This window comes from Mesorhizobium sp. ESP-6-2 (genome assembly GCF_020164675.1).
Lineage (GTDB): Bacteria > Pseudomonadota > Alphaproteobacteria > Rhizobiales > Rhizobiaceae > Mesorhizobium.
The window spans coordinates 60,307-76,152 of record NZ_JAIUGT010000012.1 but is presented as its reverse complement, the minus strand read 5'-3'; the positions used below and the strand labels follow the sequence as shown (position 1 = coordinate 76,152).

Here is a 15,846-nt window from a genome sequence, read left to right as displayed (position 1 = left end):
GCCGGGAACCCGCCTCGACAAGACACGTTGCTAAATCATCGAACTTTACAGGAAGATCCGCGCAATGCCGGAAGACCTGCTCGCGAGGAAGAGCAACGCGGTGCCGGACAGCTCATCACCTGGGGCGTCGTGATCGCCGCCGTGATGCGATCGATGCTTCCCCCGAAGGAGTGCGAACCATGCCCCTGACGCTCAGCAGTCCCGCCTTTGCCGAATGCGGAGAGATCCCCGAAAGCTACACTCGTGGCGGCAAGAACGTATCTCCGCCGCTAAAGTGGTCCGGGGTACCGGACGGCACAAAGAGCCTCGTCCTTGTCGTCCAGGATCCCGATGCGCCGAACGGAACGTTCAGCCATTGGGCGGTGTTCAACATTTCGCCGGAGGTTCAGGAGTTGCCCGAGGCGGAAAGCGGCAGACCGGGTCCACAGGCCCTCAGGCAAGCGCGGAACGATTTCGGCAACGCCTATTACGACGGCCCTGACCCGCCTGTCGGACACGGTATCCACCACTACCACTTCCGGCTGGCCGCGCTCGACACGCCGAACCTTGCCATCCCCGCGAGCACGGGCGTGGAGCGTATCTGGCAGGAGGCGCAGAAACACTTGATCGAGCAGGCAGAGCTCGTCGGAACCTACGAACGCGCCCGGTGATTGAAGGCAGACTGGTCCAGGTACCGTGGTCGACAAGCGGAACGGTTCTTCTCTCCACCGGTTTGTGAGGGGAAAGGAGACGTCCCATGTTTGAAAGTGTCATGTGGCTGATCGTCGTCGCCGGCGGGCCATTGTTATTGGTCGCATTGCTAGCGTATGTCGTCGTCACTCGCCGTCGCCGTGGCCCCGCAGAACGCAGGGAAAGCGACCGCGCCACCGATCGGCTTTATCGTCAGGACAAGGACTGACCGCGGCTACCATGGCCCGAAGCAAACTCCATCAGCAGACCGAATACCCTTGCACATATCACGGAGATTTCGGGCAAGCCACCCGAAGCCAAGATAGGACGGCAAGTGCCCGCTGCCCTGGCGGGTTTGTCCTTCAGGGCCGGTTTACTGCCCTGCCGCCGTCGCGCTCAGGGACATAGTCGCCCGCGCTGACGTCAAAGCCGGTCCAGCCATCCGCCTCGTATGCCCTGCGGCGTTCCATCACATCAACCGAGCTGGACTGACCCAGAATGTCCTCGGCTTCCGGAACAAGCTCATCGTCCACCTTGGCCGTCAACAGCGTACCGCCGCGACGTACGCCCTCTGCATAGACATTTGCATCGTTTTCGGAAACGCCGGAATCCGTCAGAGCGCCAATGATACCGCCTGCCGCGCCACCAGCCACCGCGCCGGCAACCGCGCCGGCGGCGGTAGCGGCAAGCCATCCCGCCGCAACCACAGGTCCGACGCCCGGAACGGCCATGACGCCCAGCCCTGTCAGCAAACCGCCGGCGCCACCGACCACGGCCCCTATCCCTGCGCCGCTCGCGGCATCTTCAGCGGCTTCGGAACGATCTCTCTCGTACCAGCCATCCGAGTTGTTGGCGATGATGCTGATATTGGAATGTGGCACTCCGGACGCTTCCAGTTCGCCGACCGCGTCGGCTGCGTCGTCATAGTTGTCGAACAGTGCGGTTACGGTTTTCATTTTGATATCTCCTGATCGTGCTCACTTGCTGTCGGCGACGACGTTGCCCTGATAGTCGAGCCCGACGGCGACACTTTGGCCTGACTTGGTCGCCTGCCCGCGCCAGATGCCTTGATCGTCCTTGGCAAGCTTCGACACATTGGAATAGCCTGCATCCTCGATGCGGCTCTTTGCCTGCGTCTCGGTGAAACTGTTTGCGCCGGGCACCAGGGCCGCGGCATTGGGCGTGTTCGTGGTTTTCACAGCGGGCGTTGTCGCTCCCGTGATGGAGTCCTGGGCAGCGGCGATCTTTTCGATCATCTGCCGATGCATCTTCAAGGTATCGACCGTCTGCTGGGCGAACGTCTTGAGGGCCGCATTATCGCCGTCGCGGGCGTAGCTTTCAAACAGATCGACGGCATCGGCGTGCGCCTTGCGCTGCATGTCCACATAGGCCGGATCGATTGGCGGCTGTGCGTTCTGGAGCTTGTCCAGATCACCTTGATGCTGCGCGTCGAGCGCCGTCGGCACCTTCAACTTCTGTTCGCCGGTAATTGTTTCCAGCTTGGCGTTTGCCGCGCCATGGTCCCGGATCATCGTCTGCGCGAAATTCTTGATGCTTTGGTCCTGAGCCTTGTCCTGGGCGATCTTGCTCGAATCGACTTCGAACTTGCCGCCAATAGCGGCCTTGTCGACGAAATCCTGGGCGCTGTCGGCAGCCAAAGCAGGCATTGCGATAAGCATGGAAGCAGCGGCGAGCGAGGCAAGAAGGTGTCGCGGTTTCATAGGCTTTGTCCTTGTCGATGCGCGATATTACGATGCGTCCCAACAAGCCAAGATGTGCTTTGTTCCGGCGCCGGGCGATGCGCTGCCACCCCGAGCGAAGGCCCTCCACAGGTACCCGGACCAACAAAACTTTCAACATCGGCACCCGCGGCGCGGAACAACAGCGAGCCTGCCGGATTTGATTTCAAGGAGAGAGATCATGGCCAAGGTTTCAAATCCCACGCCTGCCGCAGCCAGGGGCGAAGTTCAGGCCGGAGCCACGCGGGACAAAACGCCCGGATTCGATCCTGCCATTGCCCCATTCGAGACCGACGCCGAGGCGGCGGACACGCAGAATCCCGTCACTGACGCAGGTCCGCAACGTTCTCCCCGGCCAAAATTCGAAAACGATGCCAGCTTCGCCAACGCGATGCGGCCGGTGGAGAACGAGCCCGAGTTGCAGCCCCGCAGCAACTGGCCGCTAATGGTGATTGCGGCCGTCGTACTGATAGCGGCCGCGGTGTTCCTGGCAGCCAGCATGCTGCGGTAAGGCGCATCATCCTGAGTGCAGACAGCGTGGGACAACCCTTGGCTGAGATCGAGCACTTTTCGCGTGGCCGTCGGCCGGGTCATCATCGATCCTGCTTTCCGCGCCGATGGGGTTCGGGTGCGCCCTTCATGCCGGAAAGCTCGGTTGTCGAGCATAGCAGCCGCGGCCGTGCGGGATCGGAGATGTCGAGCTTGTCCCAGGGAATACGGTACAGGCCGTCGCGACGCAGCCGGAAGAGGTCCAGCACTGCCGCACCGATGGTCGAGGCCGAGAGACGCTCGAAAGCGGCGTAGATACCGACATGGAATTCGATAACGACGAAGTCGTCGCCGGCCGGTTCGGCACGTATCTCCTCGATATAGCCGATACTTTTGCCCTCCTGCGAGAGAACGCGTCGGCCGGCCAGATGTTCGAGGTTGACGGTGGACATCATCAAGCTCCCGGAATGCGTCCGATGATATGGTCGCGCAGCCAGTCCTGCCAGGCGAAGATCGACGTCTGGCGCACATCGATATCGAACTGGATGTCGACGCCTATGTCCTGAACCTTGGTCCAGGCGATCCGGTGCGGCTTGCCACGGCGTTTACCGCCCCAGGCTGCCGCAAGCCGCGTCATCCAACGCCCGGGCCGCACGCCGAGGCGACGCGCAAGGGTGACGGAGCCGAGTTCGACCGCGACGATCCTCGGCGGCTTGCCCCGCCGCAACTCGGCCACCAGCCCGTCGATCTTGCCGATCTTGACCTGCTCGCGGTCGACGATCTGCTTGTCCAGGATGTCGCGCAGCAAATCCATCACGTGCCTCCGAATATCTGCAGGGGAATGGTCACCACGGCGAGCACGAAACCGAGCGCGATGATAAAGATCACCGCGGCATTCGAGACGATGCCGTTGCGGTGCTCGCCGACATAGCGCTTGTCGTTCAGCAGAAAAAGGAAAGGAACGACCGTCAACGGCAGGCTGGCCGCGGTCAGCGCCATGGAAAAAATGGTGAGCTTCAGCGGATCGAGGCCAAGCATGATAGGAATGGCGGCCAGAAATAGTGACACCGTGTAGACGGCGCTGAAGCCGGGATCGTCGCGCGGCTTAAGGTCTTCACCCCAATTCCATCCGAAACCTTGCGCCACCAGATAAGCCTGTTGCAGCCCAACCTCGAGAGCGGCACCGAAGCAGGCAATGGCGAGTGAGGCAACGAACAGGACGAACCCCCAGAAGCCGAATATCGGAATCAACATCAACGGCAATTGATGATAGTCGTCGACCTGATCGATGCCGTGCGTTGCAAGCACGAGCGCGGCCACCATCAAGACGCCGATCGAAATGGTGCCGCCGAAGGCCATGCCCAGTCCGGCGATGGCCCGATTGGTTCCGAGATAGCTTTTGTCCCACTTGTCCTCGATCGCCCCCGAGGAATAGAACATGAACAGGTAAGGCGATATCGAAGCGCCGAGAATGCTGACCGCCATGAACCAGTAGTTCGCCGCGTCGTGGGCCGGCAGCGTGGGCACCGCGCCGGACGTGACAGCTGTCCAATCGGGCTTCAGCATTACCGCTGCGACCACGAAGCACAGCGTCACAAGGCCGAGTATCGACACGCCTTTCTCGATCAGCCCGAACGTGCCTTTCCACAGCAACAGCCATGCCATCAAAGCCACGGGTAAAGCCCACCATTGGAAGCCAATGCCAGTGGCAAGTTCGAGCGCGATGGCAACACCACCGATCTCGGCGGACAGCACCATGAAATTGACCAGCAGGGCGGCAAGCAATGGCCATAGTGAAACGTTAAAGCCAAATCGTTCCCGGATCCCGTCGGAGATGGTGTGATGGCTCACGGCGGCAAACCGGCCGGCCATCTCGACCAGAAAAATGATGCAAATGGTGCCGAGAACCACCGCCCAGATCAGCTGAAACCCAAAGGTCGCACCTGCCTGGGCTGCCGTCGCCATCGATCCGACTTCCAGGAAGCCGCCAACACTGGTGACGATGCCCAGCGATATTTCCAAGAGCTTCTTCATGGCTTCGGCGCGAAATATCTGAAGTAAGCGGCGGCCAGGGAGCGCGTGGCCGTCCGAATATCTTCTTGAGCCTCCTGCACTTGCGGGCAGCGGTCCGCTTGCACTCCCGCACGGGCGCGGTCCACCGCGATCGACAGCTCCTTGACCGCCGCCGCCAGCGCAGCCTGCTTGGCAGGTTCAACCGTAGTGGCCGATCGGATCTTCGTGTCGATGTCGGCCAGCGTCGTGCTGGCCGAGTGCAGCGTGTCAGAAGCGTATGCGGAGGGGGCCGTTCCCGCCGACCAGGCGTCAAGCGTCATCGATACGGTCCGCGCCGTGGAGGCGGCAGTTCGGGATTGCTGCTCGATCTGGTCGGACGACGAGCATGCGGCCGACATGGCCATGAGCAACAGCAGGCACGCGCTGTCGCGGCCAAGGCGATAGCCGCTAAGGATTAGAGCCGGCGTTGGATCCGCCACACGAATGACCTCCCCCGCCGACGAAACCATGTTCGGCGTAATTTGATCTAGCGCGCCCGCCCGGCCCGTCAACCGAGGCCACCGATCGAGCAACGGAGTGCAAGCCATGTCGGCCCTGACAGGTGCCAAGCGGCCGCGGCAGGAACCGACTCGAGCGGAACAAAGCCTCGATAGCCGGATTAACGAGGAGGCGGCTGGGCGGTTCGACTTCCGCCCTGATCGTTCGTGCCGCGAGAATGGTCAACTGGCAGGGAAAGGACCCCTCAATGCCCCGTCTCATTGCCTGGATAGCCATCGTGGTGATTGTGCTTGTTGCGGCTTGGATATGGTTCGGGCGCGATACATCGGGCAGCGGGGGCGGCAGCCAACCCGCGCCTCATGCGATAGACCAGAACGGGTAGTTCAGTCTGGATGATCCTGCTCGGCCCCGCTCCGCTCGACTTTGTACTCGTGGATCAGGCCTAGGATCTGAGCCTTGACCGTCTCGCGCGCCTCAGGTTGGACGAAAGGCATCAGCCGTTCGACAAGTTCGCCGACCGTCTGCGGGAGATCCGCGGCGGAATCGGTGAGCTGACTGCCGTGTTCGTAGACATTGTCCGCCAGTTTCTTGTCGAGGTCGGATAGAAATCCCATCATCGCACTCCCCATCACTGCCATGCCCGCTCGCTCAATGGCCGGCCCGGCAGAAATGTTCCGTACAACGATGCTGGCATTGCAGACCGGCTGAATACCCGATGCCAGTGGCCGGAGGAGTGTCGCCGCGCGATCACGTCAACGCAATGTCGTCTGGCCCGGATTCCCTCGCCTGGCTTTTGACGGGATCAGCCTGCCGGCATTGGCCCGCAATCCCCTGACGAGCTCTTCCAGATAGGGAAGCAGTTCGAAGAGCAGGATCACGGCCATCACGCAGGCAATGTAGGTCACCGGCAGCTGCTGCGATTCCAGACAAGTTCGAAGCGCGCGGTTTCCGTCCCTGCCCCGAACAAGGTAAGGAACTGTCCCCAGTGGAGGGAAATGACGCTGACCAGCCCCATCAGCGGGATCATCTCCAGGAAGCTGTGAACGTGCTGCTCGATCGGCGTGACGGTGCGGGCGGTGGTGGCGTAGCTGACGTCCCACATCGCCGTCGCCTCGTGGACGAAGAAGGTGATGATCATGATGAGGATGATCAAGGCATTCACGTCAAGAAACATGGCGGCCAGCAAAGGTATTCCGACCTCGGCGAACATCAGAAGGTGGATCAAGGATTCCTTGGCGCCCGTCGTCGATTCGATGTGAGAGGCGCGATGGCAGAGCCAATCGGCAAATCCGGCGGCCAACCAGACCGGCAGCAGGACATACATCAAAATCAGCACGGTGGGGTCTGACAGCATGACATCGTTTCGCGAGTGGCCCCGTTCGAGGTGGCTATTGCTGCCCTGGCATTTCGGTGTTTTCCTGGGGATTTTTCCGGACGCCCGCGGCTGGGGAAGTATCCGTCGGCGCGTTACCGCCCTGGTTCTGTTCAGGCGCCCGCCTCAGCGGCGAAGTATGCCAGCCCATATCGGCGTAGAGAAAGCCTATGAGAAAGCCGATGATGATGATGGCGGCTATCACGAGCGAAAGCACCGCATTGCGTCGCACCATTGCCAGGCTCCCTTCCAAGCCGAACAGCTGATCACGAAAATAGTTCCACAACCAGCCGCGATCGCTCCTTGGTCGCGTCGGCTTCGACACGCAAGTTCGACGCCAACACTGCACGGAGCCGCGGGAACAATCGGTGACGGGCGAGGTTCGGTATGGTTCTTCAAGGACGATCTCGATGAAACCTGCCGTAACCGACCGTATCGAAACAAAAAAATACAACCATCCCACGGGCGGATGGGGATCCCTGAGATCATTGGTCCGCAAGGCATACGGCGAAGGCCTGCTGATGTCGGGCATATGGAGCACGCTGCTCAAGCAGAACAAGGCCGATGGCTACATGTGCGTTTCCTGTTCATGGGCCAAGCCGGCCGATCCGCGGCCCTTCGAGTTCTGCGAAAATGGCGCGAAGGCGACCATGTGGGATCAGACGAAGCTGCGTTGCGGCCCGGATTTCTTCGTACGACATACGGTCACCGAACTGCTCGACTGGCCGGATCGGGACCTCGAAAAACAGGGCAGGCTTACGGATCCGCTGCGCTACAATGCCGTCACCGACCGCTATGAACCGGTTTCCTGGGATGACGCATTCCTCGAGATCGGCATGGAGCTTCGGCGGCTTGATCCGAAATCGGTCGTCTTCTACACATCCGGCCGGGCCTCGCTGGAGGCCTCGTTCATGTATCAGCTCTTTGCGCGTATCTATGGCTCATCGAACTTGCCCGATTCTTCCAACATGTGCCACGAATCGACCTCGGTCGGGCTGCCCGAATCGATCGGCTCGCCGGTTGGAACCGTGCAGCTCGAGGACTTCTCCCAGTGCGACATGATGTTCTTTTTTGGCCACAACACCGGGGTGACGGCGCCGCGGCTGCTGCATCCGCTGCAAGAGGCTCGCCAGCGCGGGGTGCCGGTATTCACCTTCAATCCCTTGCCGGAAAGGGGGCTGAAGCGCTTCAAGAATCCGCAAGATCCCCTTGAGATGCTGTCGCCGGGCCCCGGCACGAAGATGTCCAGCGACTTTTTCCAGGTCCGCAGCGGTGGCGATATCGCCGCCATGAGCGGCATCGCCAAGGCGGTGCTGGCGCTCGACGACGCGACACGGGAAAGCGGGGATCCGCGTGTCCTCGACGTCGATTTCATTGCCGAGCACACGGATGGTTTTGCCGACTTCGAAGCTTACCTGCGGGCAGCCAGGTGGGAGGACATCGTCAAGCGCGCGGGAATCGCGCGGGCGGATCTCGAACATGTTGCCGAAGTCTACAGCCGCTCCAAGGCGGTGATCGGCAATTACGGCATGGGTTTGACACAGCACCGGCACGGTACCGAGAACGTCCAGATGCTGTGCAATCTGCTGCTGATGCGCGGCAATATGGGAAAACCCGGCGCCGGCATTTCGCCGCTGCGCGGCCATTCCAATGTCCAGGGCCAGCGCACGGTCGGCATATCCGAAAAGCCCGAGCTCGTTCCGCTCGACAAGTTCGCCCGGTTCTATGATTTCGAGCCGCCACGCGAGAAGGGTCTCGACACGGTCGAGGCCTGCGAGGGCGTCATCGCCGGCTCGGTGAAAGGTTTCATCGGACTCGGCGGCAATTTCGTTCGGGCCGTTCCCGAAACCGGCCTGATCGAGAAAGCATGGCGTCGGCTTGGGCTGCATGTCGAAGTCGCCACCAAGCTCAACCGCAGCCATCTCCTGCCAGGGGCGGTGACCTATCTGCTGCCCTGCCTGTCGCGGCTGGAAAAGGACCACCAGGCGAGCGGCGACCAGACCGTTTCGATGGAGGACTCCACCGCCTGCATCCATGGCTCCTTCGGTTCGCGTCCGCCGGCTTCACCGCATCTGCTTTCCGAACCGAAGATCGTGGCGGAACTGGCCAAGGCCACCGTATCGGGGGTGAGTTCGATCCCGTGGGATAAATGGGTTGCCGATTATTCCCTTATCCGCGATGAGATCGAGTGTTGTTACCCGCAGCATTTTCGTGAGTTCAACAAGCGGTTCCTGATACCGGGAGGCTTTCACCGCGACATCAAAGCCTCGAAACGGGTCTGGGAGACGCCGAACAAGAAAGCCAATTTCAAGCTGCCGACGACGCTTGAAACAGACCCGGACATCGATGTTTCGGGTCACAATGTGCTGACGCTGATAACGGTGCGCTCCAATGACCAGTTCAATACCACCGTCTATGGGTACAATGACAGACTCCGCGGCATCCACGGCACACGCATGGTCCTGTTGATGAACGAGGCCGACATTCAGCGGTTCGGATTGAGTGCCGGGCAGGAAATCGATCTGGAAACCCATGCCGACGATGGCGTGGAGCGGCGGGTTCGAGGTTTGCGCATCACCCCCTACTCCGTGCCTGAAGGCAACTGCGCCGGTTATTATCCGGAACTCAATCCCCTGGTTCCTCTGTGGCACCGGGCCAAGAAAGCTCACGTTCCAGCCGTCAAGTCGGTTCCCGTGAGAATTGTTGCCAAGGAAACGGAAACGAGAAGCACCGCGCGCCGCTAGGGCGGTTCCCCAGTCTGGCGGGTAGGCGGCGCGCTAGCCGCCAGCCGGCTTGGGGGATGCCGGCTGGGTCGGCTGGGTGCCTTGCTGATCTCCGCCCGTTGTAGTCTGCGGTGTGGGATTCGTGTCGGTCGTTGGGTTCTTGTCGACCGGCTGGCTGTTCGTATCTGCCTTGGATTTGTCGGGATCTGGATTGTTGCATCCGGTCAGACAGATCAGCGCCAGCATCAGCAACGCGGCTTTCATATCGATATCCCCTCGGTCGGGCATGGCGGAGCAACCTGCCAAGCTGCTTCCCGGTCGAATCGAACCGAAAGCCCCTGCCTGGCCGCGCTTCTGGCCAACATGCGATCCAGTTCTGCATCGTCGATCGGGCTGCGCATCACCTCCCGAATGGCCCTGCAAGCCTGCTCCGTCGACACGAAATCATACCGCCTGCTCCTGGTCAGGACATATTGCTCGACCAGCATTTTCACGCGCCGGAGCGCGATGTCCTCGGCATATTGCATCTGTTCCTCTCGTTCCTGCTGACGCCGAACTGCCGGACTGGCCAGTTGTTCCCGTTTGGAATTCGAAAACGCCTGGTCCCGGGCTGGCAGCAACAAGACAATGTCCGCGCCTATGGGGTTGCGGCCCGGTTGGCCAATTCGCCATCCAAAGCGCGTGGATGCTCGGCGCCGGCCGTGTCATCGCCATCGACAAGGTGCCGGAGCGGCTGGCCCTGGCGCGTGAATGCGGCAAAGCCGAGACGCTCGACTTCAGCAATTCCAATATCTACGACGCACTGATGGCGATGACCGACGGCCGCGGTCCGGATCGCTGCATCGACTGCGTCGGCACTGAATGCGATCCCGGCGCCAGCGCCGACGCCATGCTCGACAAGATGAAGGCCGCCGTCTATCTCGGCACCGATCGGCCGCATGTGCTGCGAGAGGCGATCTATTGCTGCCGTAAGGGCGGCACCATCTCGGTTCCCGGAGTCTATATTGGCCTGGTCGATCACATCCCGTTCGGCGCCGCGATGAACAAGGGCCTGACCTTCCCAGACCCACGAACCACTTCTGGCCAAGGTCCAGAATGGCGAGATCGACCCGTCCTTCGTCATCACCCACAGAGCCGAGCTCGAAGCCGGGCCGGACCTCTACAAGACCTTCCGCGATAAGCAGGATGGTTGCATCAAGGTGGTTATGCGGCCGCATGGTTGAGATGTCGCGGTTCCAGAGGCAAGAACTATCTCATTCCCGGCATCGTTGGACGCCCGCCTGATCGGCATTGGCAGTTCGGAACCTTCTGCTGTGTCGGCGATTGACCCGCTGAGTTCGATTCAGAAGAAGGGCGCCACCATGGCCAACGAGAATTCTCGCTCGAAACCCGTTATTCGGTCTCCGAACACCGATGGTTTGCCACACCCGAGGCGAGACGCCGGTGATACGGACGCAGGGGCGAAATCGCCGACGCCGAAGACTGCCGGAGGATCTCACCCTTCAGCCCCTCCCCTGGACAATCCCACAGCCAATCGAAATGCCGGTCGTCCCCGTCAGGCCAGCACGACTCCGCGACCGGCGGACAAGCCCTTGGGCTGATCCTGCGGCGCCCTTGGAGTGACCCGTCAACGCGAAACGTCGCGCAGCGACCCCAGATCGGCCAGCGCAGCCAGGATGGTTGCTTCAGTCGCCGGCTTGGGCACGAATTTGCAATCGCGAAAGGATGCCGGTAAGTCGCGCGCGCCAAATCCCGTCATGAGGGCGAAGGGAATACCCTGCGCCTGCAATGTCTCCGCGAGGGGCAGGCTCGTTTCACCGTTCAACTGAATGTCCAGCAACGCCATGTCGATCTTGTCCGAGCCGACGAGACGAAGCGCCGCGGCGACCGAAGGCGCGGGACCGACCACCTGGTAACCGGCGCCACGCAGGACTAACGCGGTGTCTTCCGCGATCAGCCATTCGTCCTCGACAACCAGGACGCGCGGTCCGTCGTTCACGACCCCTCCCTCCGGTTAACGGGAAATGCGATCTGAACGTTGAGGCCTTCCTTGCGAAAAGCGGTTTCGACATGGCCGCCAAGCCTGTAGCCGATCTCTCCCTGCAGCAGCGTGAGGCCGAAGCCGCTGCCGACGGGTTCATTGACGGGGGGACCGTCCTTCTCGCTCCAGGTAAACGTGAAGATGTCGTCAGCGATCGACCACATCACCATCACCTTGCCACGAGGTTTGGACAGGGCGCCATATTTGGCCGCGTTGGTGGCCAGTTCGTGGACGGCCATGCTGAGGGAAAGACCCTGTTGCGGTCCAAGTTCTATCTCGTGGCCGTTCAGTTCGAACCGTTCAATGCCAAACGGTTCGAGTTCCTGGTGAAGCAGTTCGCTGACCGAAGCTTCCTTCCAGCTTTTCCGGCTCAACAATCCATAGGCCCGCGACATCGCATGCAAGCGTCCGATCAAGGCTTCCGCGAATTCATCCTTCGACAGGGATTTCTCCCGCGTACGGCTCGCAATGCTGACGATCACCGCCAGCATGTTCTTGACCCGGTGGTTGAGCTCAGAGATGAGAACCTGCTGATGCTCTTCCGCCTGAGCCAGGGTGGTGACGTCGACCAGTGTCACGACCACGCCCTGAACCCGGTTGCCCTTGTCCCGATAGGGATTGATATGGACCATGTGAAACCGCCCGGCGCTGTCGCGCGTGAGGTGGTGGTTCAGGGTCTCGCCGGTCTCGAACACCTCGGCGATATGCTGCTTCAACTCGGGATAGTCGAGCTGGCTCGACAGGTCCGTCAGCGGCCGGCCTACGTCGGAAGGACGCAGACTGAAGAAGGACGAAGCTGCGGGCGTGAAGGTTCGCACCACCAGATTGCGATCGAGGAAAATGGTGGCAATCTCCGTGCTTTCGAACAGATTGCGCAGATCGCTGTTGGCGTGATCGAGTTCCTCGATCTTGTTCGTCAACTCGGCATTGATGGTGTTCAGCTCCTCATTGAGCGACTGCATTTCCTCCTTCGAAGCCTCAAGTTCCTCATTGGTCGATTGTGCTTCCTCGTTGACGGAGACGAGTTCCTCGTTAGACGATTTCACCTCTTCCAGTGCGGTCTCATATTCCTCGATCGTCGATTGCAGGCGCTCCCTCGTATCGCGCAGTTCCCGCTCGAGATCAGCGGTGCTATCGGTGTCATGGCTGCCGCCTTCGTCTGTTCGGATCTGCGTAGGTCCCGACGGTTCGAACAGGACGAGATAGAGCGGCTCGCCATTGTCGCGTTCCGCCAGCGGCTCGATGGTGAGCTTGATCGGCTGGATCCGCTCATCATCCTCCTCGACCGTGAGATTTTCCCGCACGACGGTCCGGCGCGTCGACGTCGCCTCCCGCAGTGCGGCGCGCAGGTCGAGCCGCAGCCCGCGCCGCGCCATTGTCAACAATTGCCGGCTGGGAATGCCTTGCGGCGCCTCGAGATATTTTCCGGTGCGAGCTGAGTAGTAGACGACGTCGCCTTCGGCATTGACCAGCACATGCGGGGGGGCGAAGCGCTCCAGCACCTGCGCCTCGACCGCCTGGCGCAACGGATAACCGGCGGCTCCCTTCCTCAAGCCGGTGCTCTCGGACGGGAATGCGCCCGAACGGCTATCGCCGATCAGGGCGGGCAGCCTGACATGCGGCGAGGCATGCTCCCGCGCCTGGAAGATACGATGTTTCTTGTCGACGGTGGCGAACAGATTGTCGTTCTGTCCGACGCTCTCCGAGGTGCCGAGAAAAAGGTATCCCCCGGGCTTCAGGGCGTAATGGAAAATAGGAATGACCCGGTTCTGAATGGCTGGGCCGAAATAGATCAGCAGGTTACGGCACGACACCAGGTCCATGCGTGAGAAAGGCGGGTCGCGAACGACGCTGTGCGGCGAAAAGATGCACAGCTCCCGTATCTCGTTGCTGATGACATAGGTGTCGCCGTCGCCATTGAAAAACCGCTGGCGGCGTTCGGGGGAAAGTCCCTGCAGCAGGGCTTCGGGATAGCGCCCTGCCCGCGCCACCGCCAGCGCCGGTTCGTCGATATCGGTCGCGAATATCTGGATTCGCGGAACGACCGGGAGCTTTTCCACATGTTCACGCAGCAGGATACCGATGGAGAACACCTCTTCGCCTGTGGCGCAGCCGGGAATCCACACCCTGACGATGTCGTTGGCGGTCTTGCCTTCAAAGAGTTGCGGTACGATCTTTCGCTCGAGCAGTTCGAAGGCCTCGGGATCGCGAAAGAAGTTGGTGACGTTGATCAGCAGGTCGCGAAAAAGGTTCATCACCTCGCGAGGGTCCTTTTGCAGCCATTCAACGTATGCGCCAATGGATTGCATCTGCGCGATCTGCATCCGCCGCTTGATGCGTCGCAGGAACGTCTTGGTCTTGTAGCCCGAGAAATCATGGCCTGAGTGGCTGCGCAGGATGCCGTAGATCTGGGACAGAACCTTTTCCATACCTGCCGTTCGGACGCTATCCTCCTCCGCCAACCCATTTAACGCGTCGAAGCCGCGGGCGAAGGCTTCCAGCTTCGTGCCGATCTCCTCGGCGGGCGCGGCTATATCGACAAGTCCGCTGGTGATGGCGCTCTGCGGCATATCGGGATTGCGCGGGCCGTAGCCGTCGGAGATCTGCGCGACGGTGAGCCCCCCACGCTCCTTGATCGCCTTGGCGCCCAAGGTTCCATCGGAATCTCCGCCCGACAGGATGACGCCGACGGCATGTTCGCCCTGGTCTTCGGCTAATGCGCTGAAGAAGATGTCTATGGGTTTGCGTTCCTGGCTGAACCCGTTGGGCCGGCGCAGGCGCAGCATTCCCTTGTCGATGGTCAGGATGACGTTCTGCGGCATGACATAGACGTGGTTCGGTTGAACGATCATGCCGTCCGCCGCGACTTCGACCGGCATTTCGGTGTAGCGGCCGACAACCTCGTGCAACAGGCTCTCTCGCTTAGGGCTGAGATGAGTGATGACGACGAACGCCATGCCGGGCTGATCGGCCATACCCTTAAACAGCCCTTCCATCGCCGGAATCCCGCCGGCGGACGCGCCGACGCCAACGATGGGAAATCTTTTCGACTGGGCTGTCACTGGACGTTCCCCTTTCGGCACCTGTGGGCGAAATCACTTATGAAGCAGGCTGGACAGCAGGTAAGCATAGGCGCGGCGGAGATACGGAACAAGTCGCGACGGATGGCGTTGAATTTGGAGTTCAAGTGTTCAATGACCAACCGTCCATCTGAAACAAAGCTCCCGACGCACATGGAGTCAGCGGCGTGGAATTGCTCGACGATCTCGGCCGGGCTCGTGCCGAAACACCCAGCAGGCTCGGCGAGGGAGACTGTTTCCACCAGATACTGCTCGAGAAAGGATGACGAGGTGCGCGATCTGCAAGGGGTGCATCTTCTGATCGTCGAAGACGAATGGATGGTAGCCGGAGATCTCGCCCGTTATTTCAGCAATATGGGTGCGATCATTCTGGGACCGGCAGCGACGGTCGAACAAGCATCATTGCACACCGAATCGGCCGAGGCTGCCATCCTCGACGTCAACCTCAACGGACGACGGGTCTTTCCAATCGCGGACGAACTGATGCGCCGTGGCGTGCCGTTCGTGTTTTTCAGCGGTGACAGCGATATCGCCATTCCCGAACATCTCCGGCATGCCAGCAACCTGCGAAAATCCTCGGGCAGCGGGGCTGTATTCAATGCTCTTTTCCCGCCGCAAAGTCCGGCTGCGGCGAGCGGCTTTGTGCCAAGTTCGCCGGACGACGTGTTTTCGCTCCTGCCCAAACTCAGGCTTGCGGCACGTCTGTTGCTGGGGGATGTGGAAGCCTCCGACCGGCTTGTCGAAAGGACGCTCGAGCGAGCGATCCGTGACATCGACCAAAGGCGGATCGGCCAGTCTACCGAAGACTGGCTTAACGCCATTATGCGCGATTTGGCAAAGTCCAGCGGCGCAAGGCTTCTGAACTGAGCCGAACCAGGCTTCCGATTGATCGACGGCCGGGCCCTCGGTCAGCCCTTTTGGTCACGCTCGACGAACTTGTTGAAACGGCTGGTCTGCCCGCCGCCGGTGTTGGCCTGGTAAAGAAAAGCCAGACGGTTCTCATCGAATATCCGGAAGAACTCATCCCATTCGACTGGTTCGAATGCCTCCTCGGGCTCGCCGAAATCGATCCGCAGGATGCCACCCTCGCCCTTGGTTCGCACCACTGCCGGCCGGCCGTTCCGCTCCTCGGCCCATTTGCGAATCTCCTCGTGATTGGTGGTCGTCTGCGATTGCGACATCGAAATCTCCTTTCGGCCTGCTCTCTCGCCGCGCACGCACC

The 15,846-nt window shown here is 60.9% G+C and carries 20 protein-coding genes and 1 pseudogene; 6 read left to right on the top strand and 15 right to left on the bottom strand.

What is annotated here, in order from left to right; genetic code table 11:
• The first annotated feature begins 179 nt into the window (after window positions 1-179).
• A complete protein-coding gene (locus LB532_RS26375) occupies window positions 180-650 on the top strand; it encodes a YbhB/YbcL family Raf kinase inhibitor-like protein (protein WP_140638384.1) in 471 nt (156 codons plus the stop codon).
• 86 nt (window positions 651-736) lie between these two features.
• The gene (locus LB532_RS26370) at window positions 737-898 is read left to right on the top strand and encodes a hypothetical protein (protein ID WP_140553417.1); all 162 of its coding nucleotides are present in this window, start codon (window positions 737-739) and stop codon (window positions 896-898) included.
• A 133-nt stretch (window positions 899-1,031) separates the two neighbouring features.
• On the opposite strand, the gene LB532_RS26365 is transcribed toward LB532_RS26370, so the two are convergent.
• Both LB532_RS26365 and LB532_RS26360 read right to left on the bottom strand, forming a co-directional pair.
• Complete coding sequence (locus LB532_RS26365; RefSeq protein WP_140638383.1) at window positions 1,032-1,625, bottom strand: general stress protein; 594 nt, start codon at window positions 1,623-1,625, stop codon at window positions 1,032-1,034.
• Between the two features lie 21 nt (window positions 1,626-1,646).
• Window positions 1,647-2,390: a DUF4142 domain-containing protein gene (locus tag LB532_RS26360; protein WP_140638382.1), complete on the bottom strand. Its 744-nt coding sequence runs from the start codon at window positions 2,388-2,390 to the stop codon at window positions 1,647-1,649.
• A gap of 199 nt (window positions 2,391-2,589) precedes the next feature.
• On the opposite strand from LB532_RS26360, the gene LB532_RS26355 reads away from it, so the two are divergent.
• Window positions 2,590-2,919, top strand: coding sequence for a hypothetical protein (locus tag LB532_RS26355; RefSeq protein WP_140638381.1), 330 nt, complete (start codon window positions 2,590-2,592; stop codon window positions 2,917-2,919).
• 82 nt (window positions 2,920-3,001) lie between these two features.
• Here the strand turns inward: LB532_RS26355 and LB532_RS26350 are convergent, their stop codons facing one another.
• The 8 genes from LB532_RS26350 to LB532_RS26320 form a co-directional block, all read right to left on the bottom strand.
• The gene (locus tag LB532_RS26350; protein WP_140638380.1) at window positions 3,002-3,349 is read right to left on the bottom strand and encodes a hypothetical protein; all 348 of its coding nucleotides are present in this window, start codon (window positions 3,347-3,349) and stop codon (window positions 3,002-3,004) included.
• 2 nt (window positions 3,350-3,351) lie between these two features.
• On the bottom strand, window positions 3,352-3,711 hold the full coding sequence (locus LB532_RS26345) for a hypothetical protein (protein WP_140638379.1): 360 nt from the start codon (window positions 3,709-3,711) through the stop codon (window positions 3,352-3,354).
• On the bottom strand, window positions 3,711-4,931 hold the full coding sequence (locus LB532_RS26340; protein ID WP_140638378.1) for an Nramp family divalent metal transporter: 1,221 nt from the start codon (window positions 4,929-4,931) through the stop codon (window positions 3,711-3,713). Before LB532_RS26340 ends, LB532_RS26345 begins: the two co-directional genes overlap by 1 nt.
• Complete coding sequence (locus tag LB532_RS26335) at window positions 4,928-5,461, bottom strand: hypothetical protein (RefSeq protein WP_224557452.1); 534 nt, start codon at window positions 5,459-5,461, stop codon at window positions 4,928-4,930. The genes LB532_RS26340 and LB532_RS26335 overlap by 4 nt, the downstream gene beginning before the upstream one ends.
• Before the next feature lie 330 nt (window positions 5,462-5,791).
• A complete protein-coding gene (locus LB532_RS26330; protein ID WP_140638377.1) occupies window positions 5,792-6,025 on the bottom strand; it encodes a hypothetical protein in 234 nt (77 codons plus the stop codon).
• A 135-nt stretch (window positions 6,026-6,160) separates the two neighbouring features.
• Complete coding sequence (locus tag LB532_RS30260; RefSeq protein WP_318011249.1) at window positions 6,161-6,313, bottom strand: hypothetical protein; 153 nt, start codon at window positions 6,311-6,313, stop codon at window positions 6,161-6,163.
• The gene (locus tag LB532_RS26325; protein WP_318011248.1) at window positions 6,310-6,762 is read right to left on the bottom strand and encodes a diguanylate cyclase; all 453 of its coding nucleotides are present in this window, start codon (window positions 6,760-6,762) and stop codon (window positions 6,310-6,312) included. The genes LB532_RS30260 and LB532_RS26325 overlap by 4 nt, the downstream gene beginning before the upstream one ends.
• A gap of 34 nt (window positions 6,763-6,796) precedes the next feature.
• Window positions 6,797-7,066 carry a hypothetical protein gene (locus LB532_RS26320; RefSeq protein ID WP_224557449.1) on the bottom strand — a complete coding sequence of 90 codons (270 nt, stop codon included), beginning with the start codon at window positions 7,064-7,066 and terminating at the stop codon, window positions 6,797-6,799.
• Between the two features lie 124 nt (window positions 7,067-7,190).
• Between LB532_RS26320 and LB532_RS26315 the strand changes: the two genes are divergently transcribed.
• Window positions 7,191-9,524 carry an FdhF/YdeP family oxidoreductase gene (locus tag LB532_RS26315; RefSeq protein WP_140638376.1) on the top strand — a complete coding sequence of 778 codons (2,334 nt, stop codon included), beginning with the start codon at window positions 7,191-7,193 and terminating at the stop codon, window positions 9,522-9,524.
• A 33-nt stretch (window positions 9,525-9,557) separates the two neighbouring features.
• On the opposite strand, the gene LB532_RS26310 is transcribed toward LB532_RS26315, so the two are convergent.
• Together LB532_RS26310 and LB532_RS26305 are read right to left on the bottom strand one after the other, a co-directional pair.
• Window positions 9,558-9,767, bottom strand: a complete 210-nt coding sequence (locus tag LB532_RS26310) for a hypothetical protein (RefSeq protein WP_140638375.1) — start codon at window positions 9,765-9,767, stop codon at window positions 9,558-9,560.
• Window positions 9,764-10,126 (bottom strand): hypothetical protein, encoded by a 363-nt coding sequence (locus tag LB532_RS26305; RefSeq protein WP_224557467.1) that lies wholly within the window; start codon window positions 10,124-10,126, stop codon window positions 9,764-9,766. The genes LB532_RS26310 and LB532_RS26305 overlap by 4 nt, the downstream gene beginning before the upstream one ends.
• Window positions 10,127-10,140: 14 nt before the next feature.
• Between LB532_RS26305 and LB532_RS26300 the strand changes: the two are divergent.
• A pseudogene (locus LB532_RS26300) lies at window positions 10,141-10,726 on the top strand (zinc-binding dehydrogenase); the annotation flags it as partial.
• A 404-nt stretch (window positions 10,727-11,130) separates the two neighbouring features.
• Here LB532_RS26300 and LB532_RS26295 read toward each other — a convergent pair.
• Together LB532_RS26295 and LB532_RS26290 are read right to left on the bottom strand one after the other, a co-directional pair.
• Window positions 11,131-11,502, bottom strand: coding sequence for a response regulator (locus tag LB532_RS26295; protein ID WP_140638374.1), 372 nt, complete (start codon window positions 11,500-11,502; stop codon window positions 11,131-11,133).
• Entirely contained in the window at window positions 11,499-14,540 is a 3,042-nt protein-coding gene (locus LB532_RS26290; protein WP_246674423.1) for a CheR family methyltransferase, read from the bottom strand. The genes LB532_RS26295 and LB532_RS26290 overlap by 4 nt, the downstream gene beginning before the upstream one ends.
• Here LB532_RS26290 and LB532_RS26285 point away from each other — a divergent pair.
• Window positions 14,478-15,491 (top strand): hypothetical protein, encoded by a 1,014-nt coding sequence (locus LB532_RS26285; protein ID WP_224557466.1) that lies wholly within the window; start codon window positions 14,478-14,480, stop codon window positions 15,489-15,491. The genes LB532_RS26290 and LB532_RS26285 overlap by 63 nt on opposite strands.
• Window positions 15,492-15,532: 41 nt before the next feature.
• Here LB532_RS26285 and LB532_RS26280 read toward each other — a convergent pair whose 3' ends face one another.
• Window positions 15,533-15,805, bottom strand: a complete 273-nt coding sequence (locus LB532_RS26280) for a hypothetical protein (protein ID WP_140497420.1) — start codon at window positions 15,803-15,805, stop codon at window positions 15,533-15,535.
• Between the last annotated feature and the right edge of the window lie 41 nt (window positions 15,806-15,846).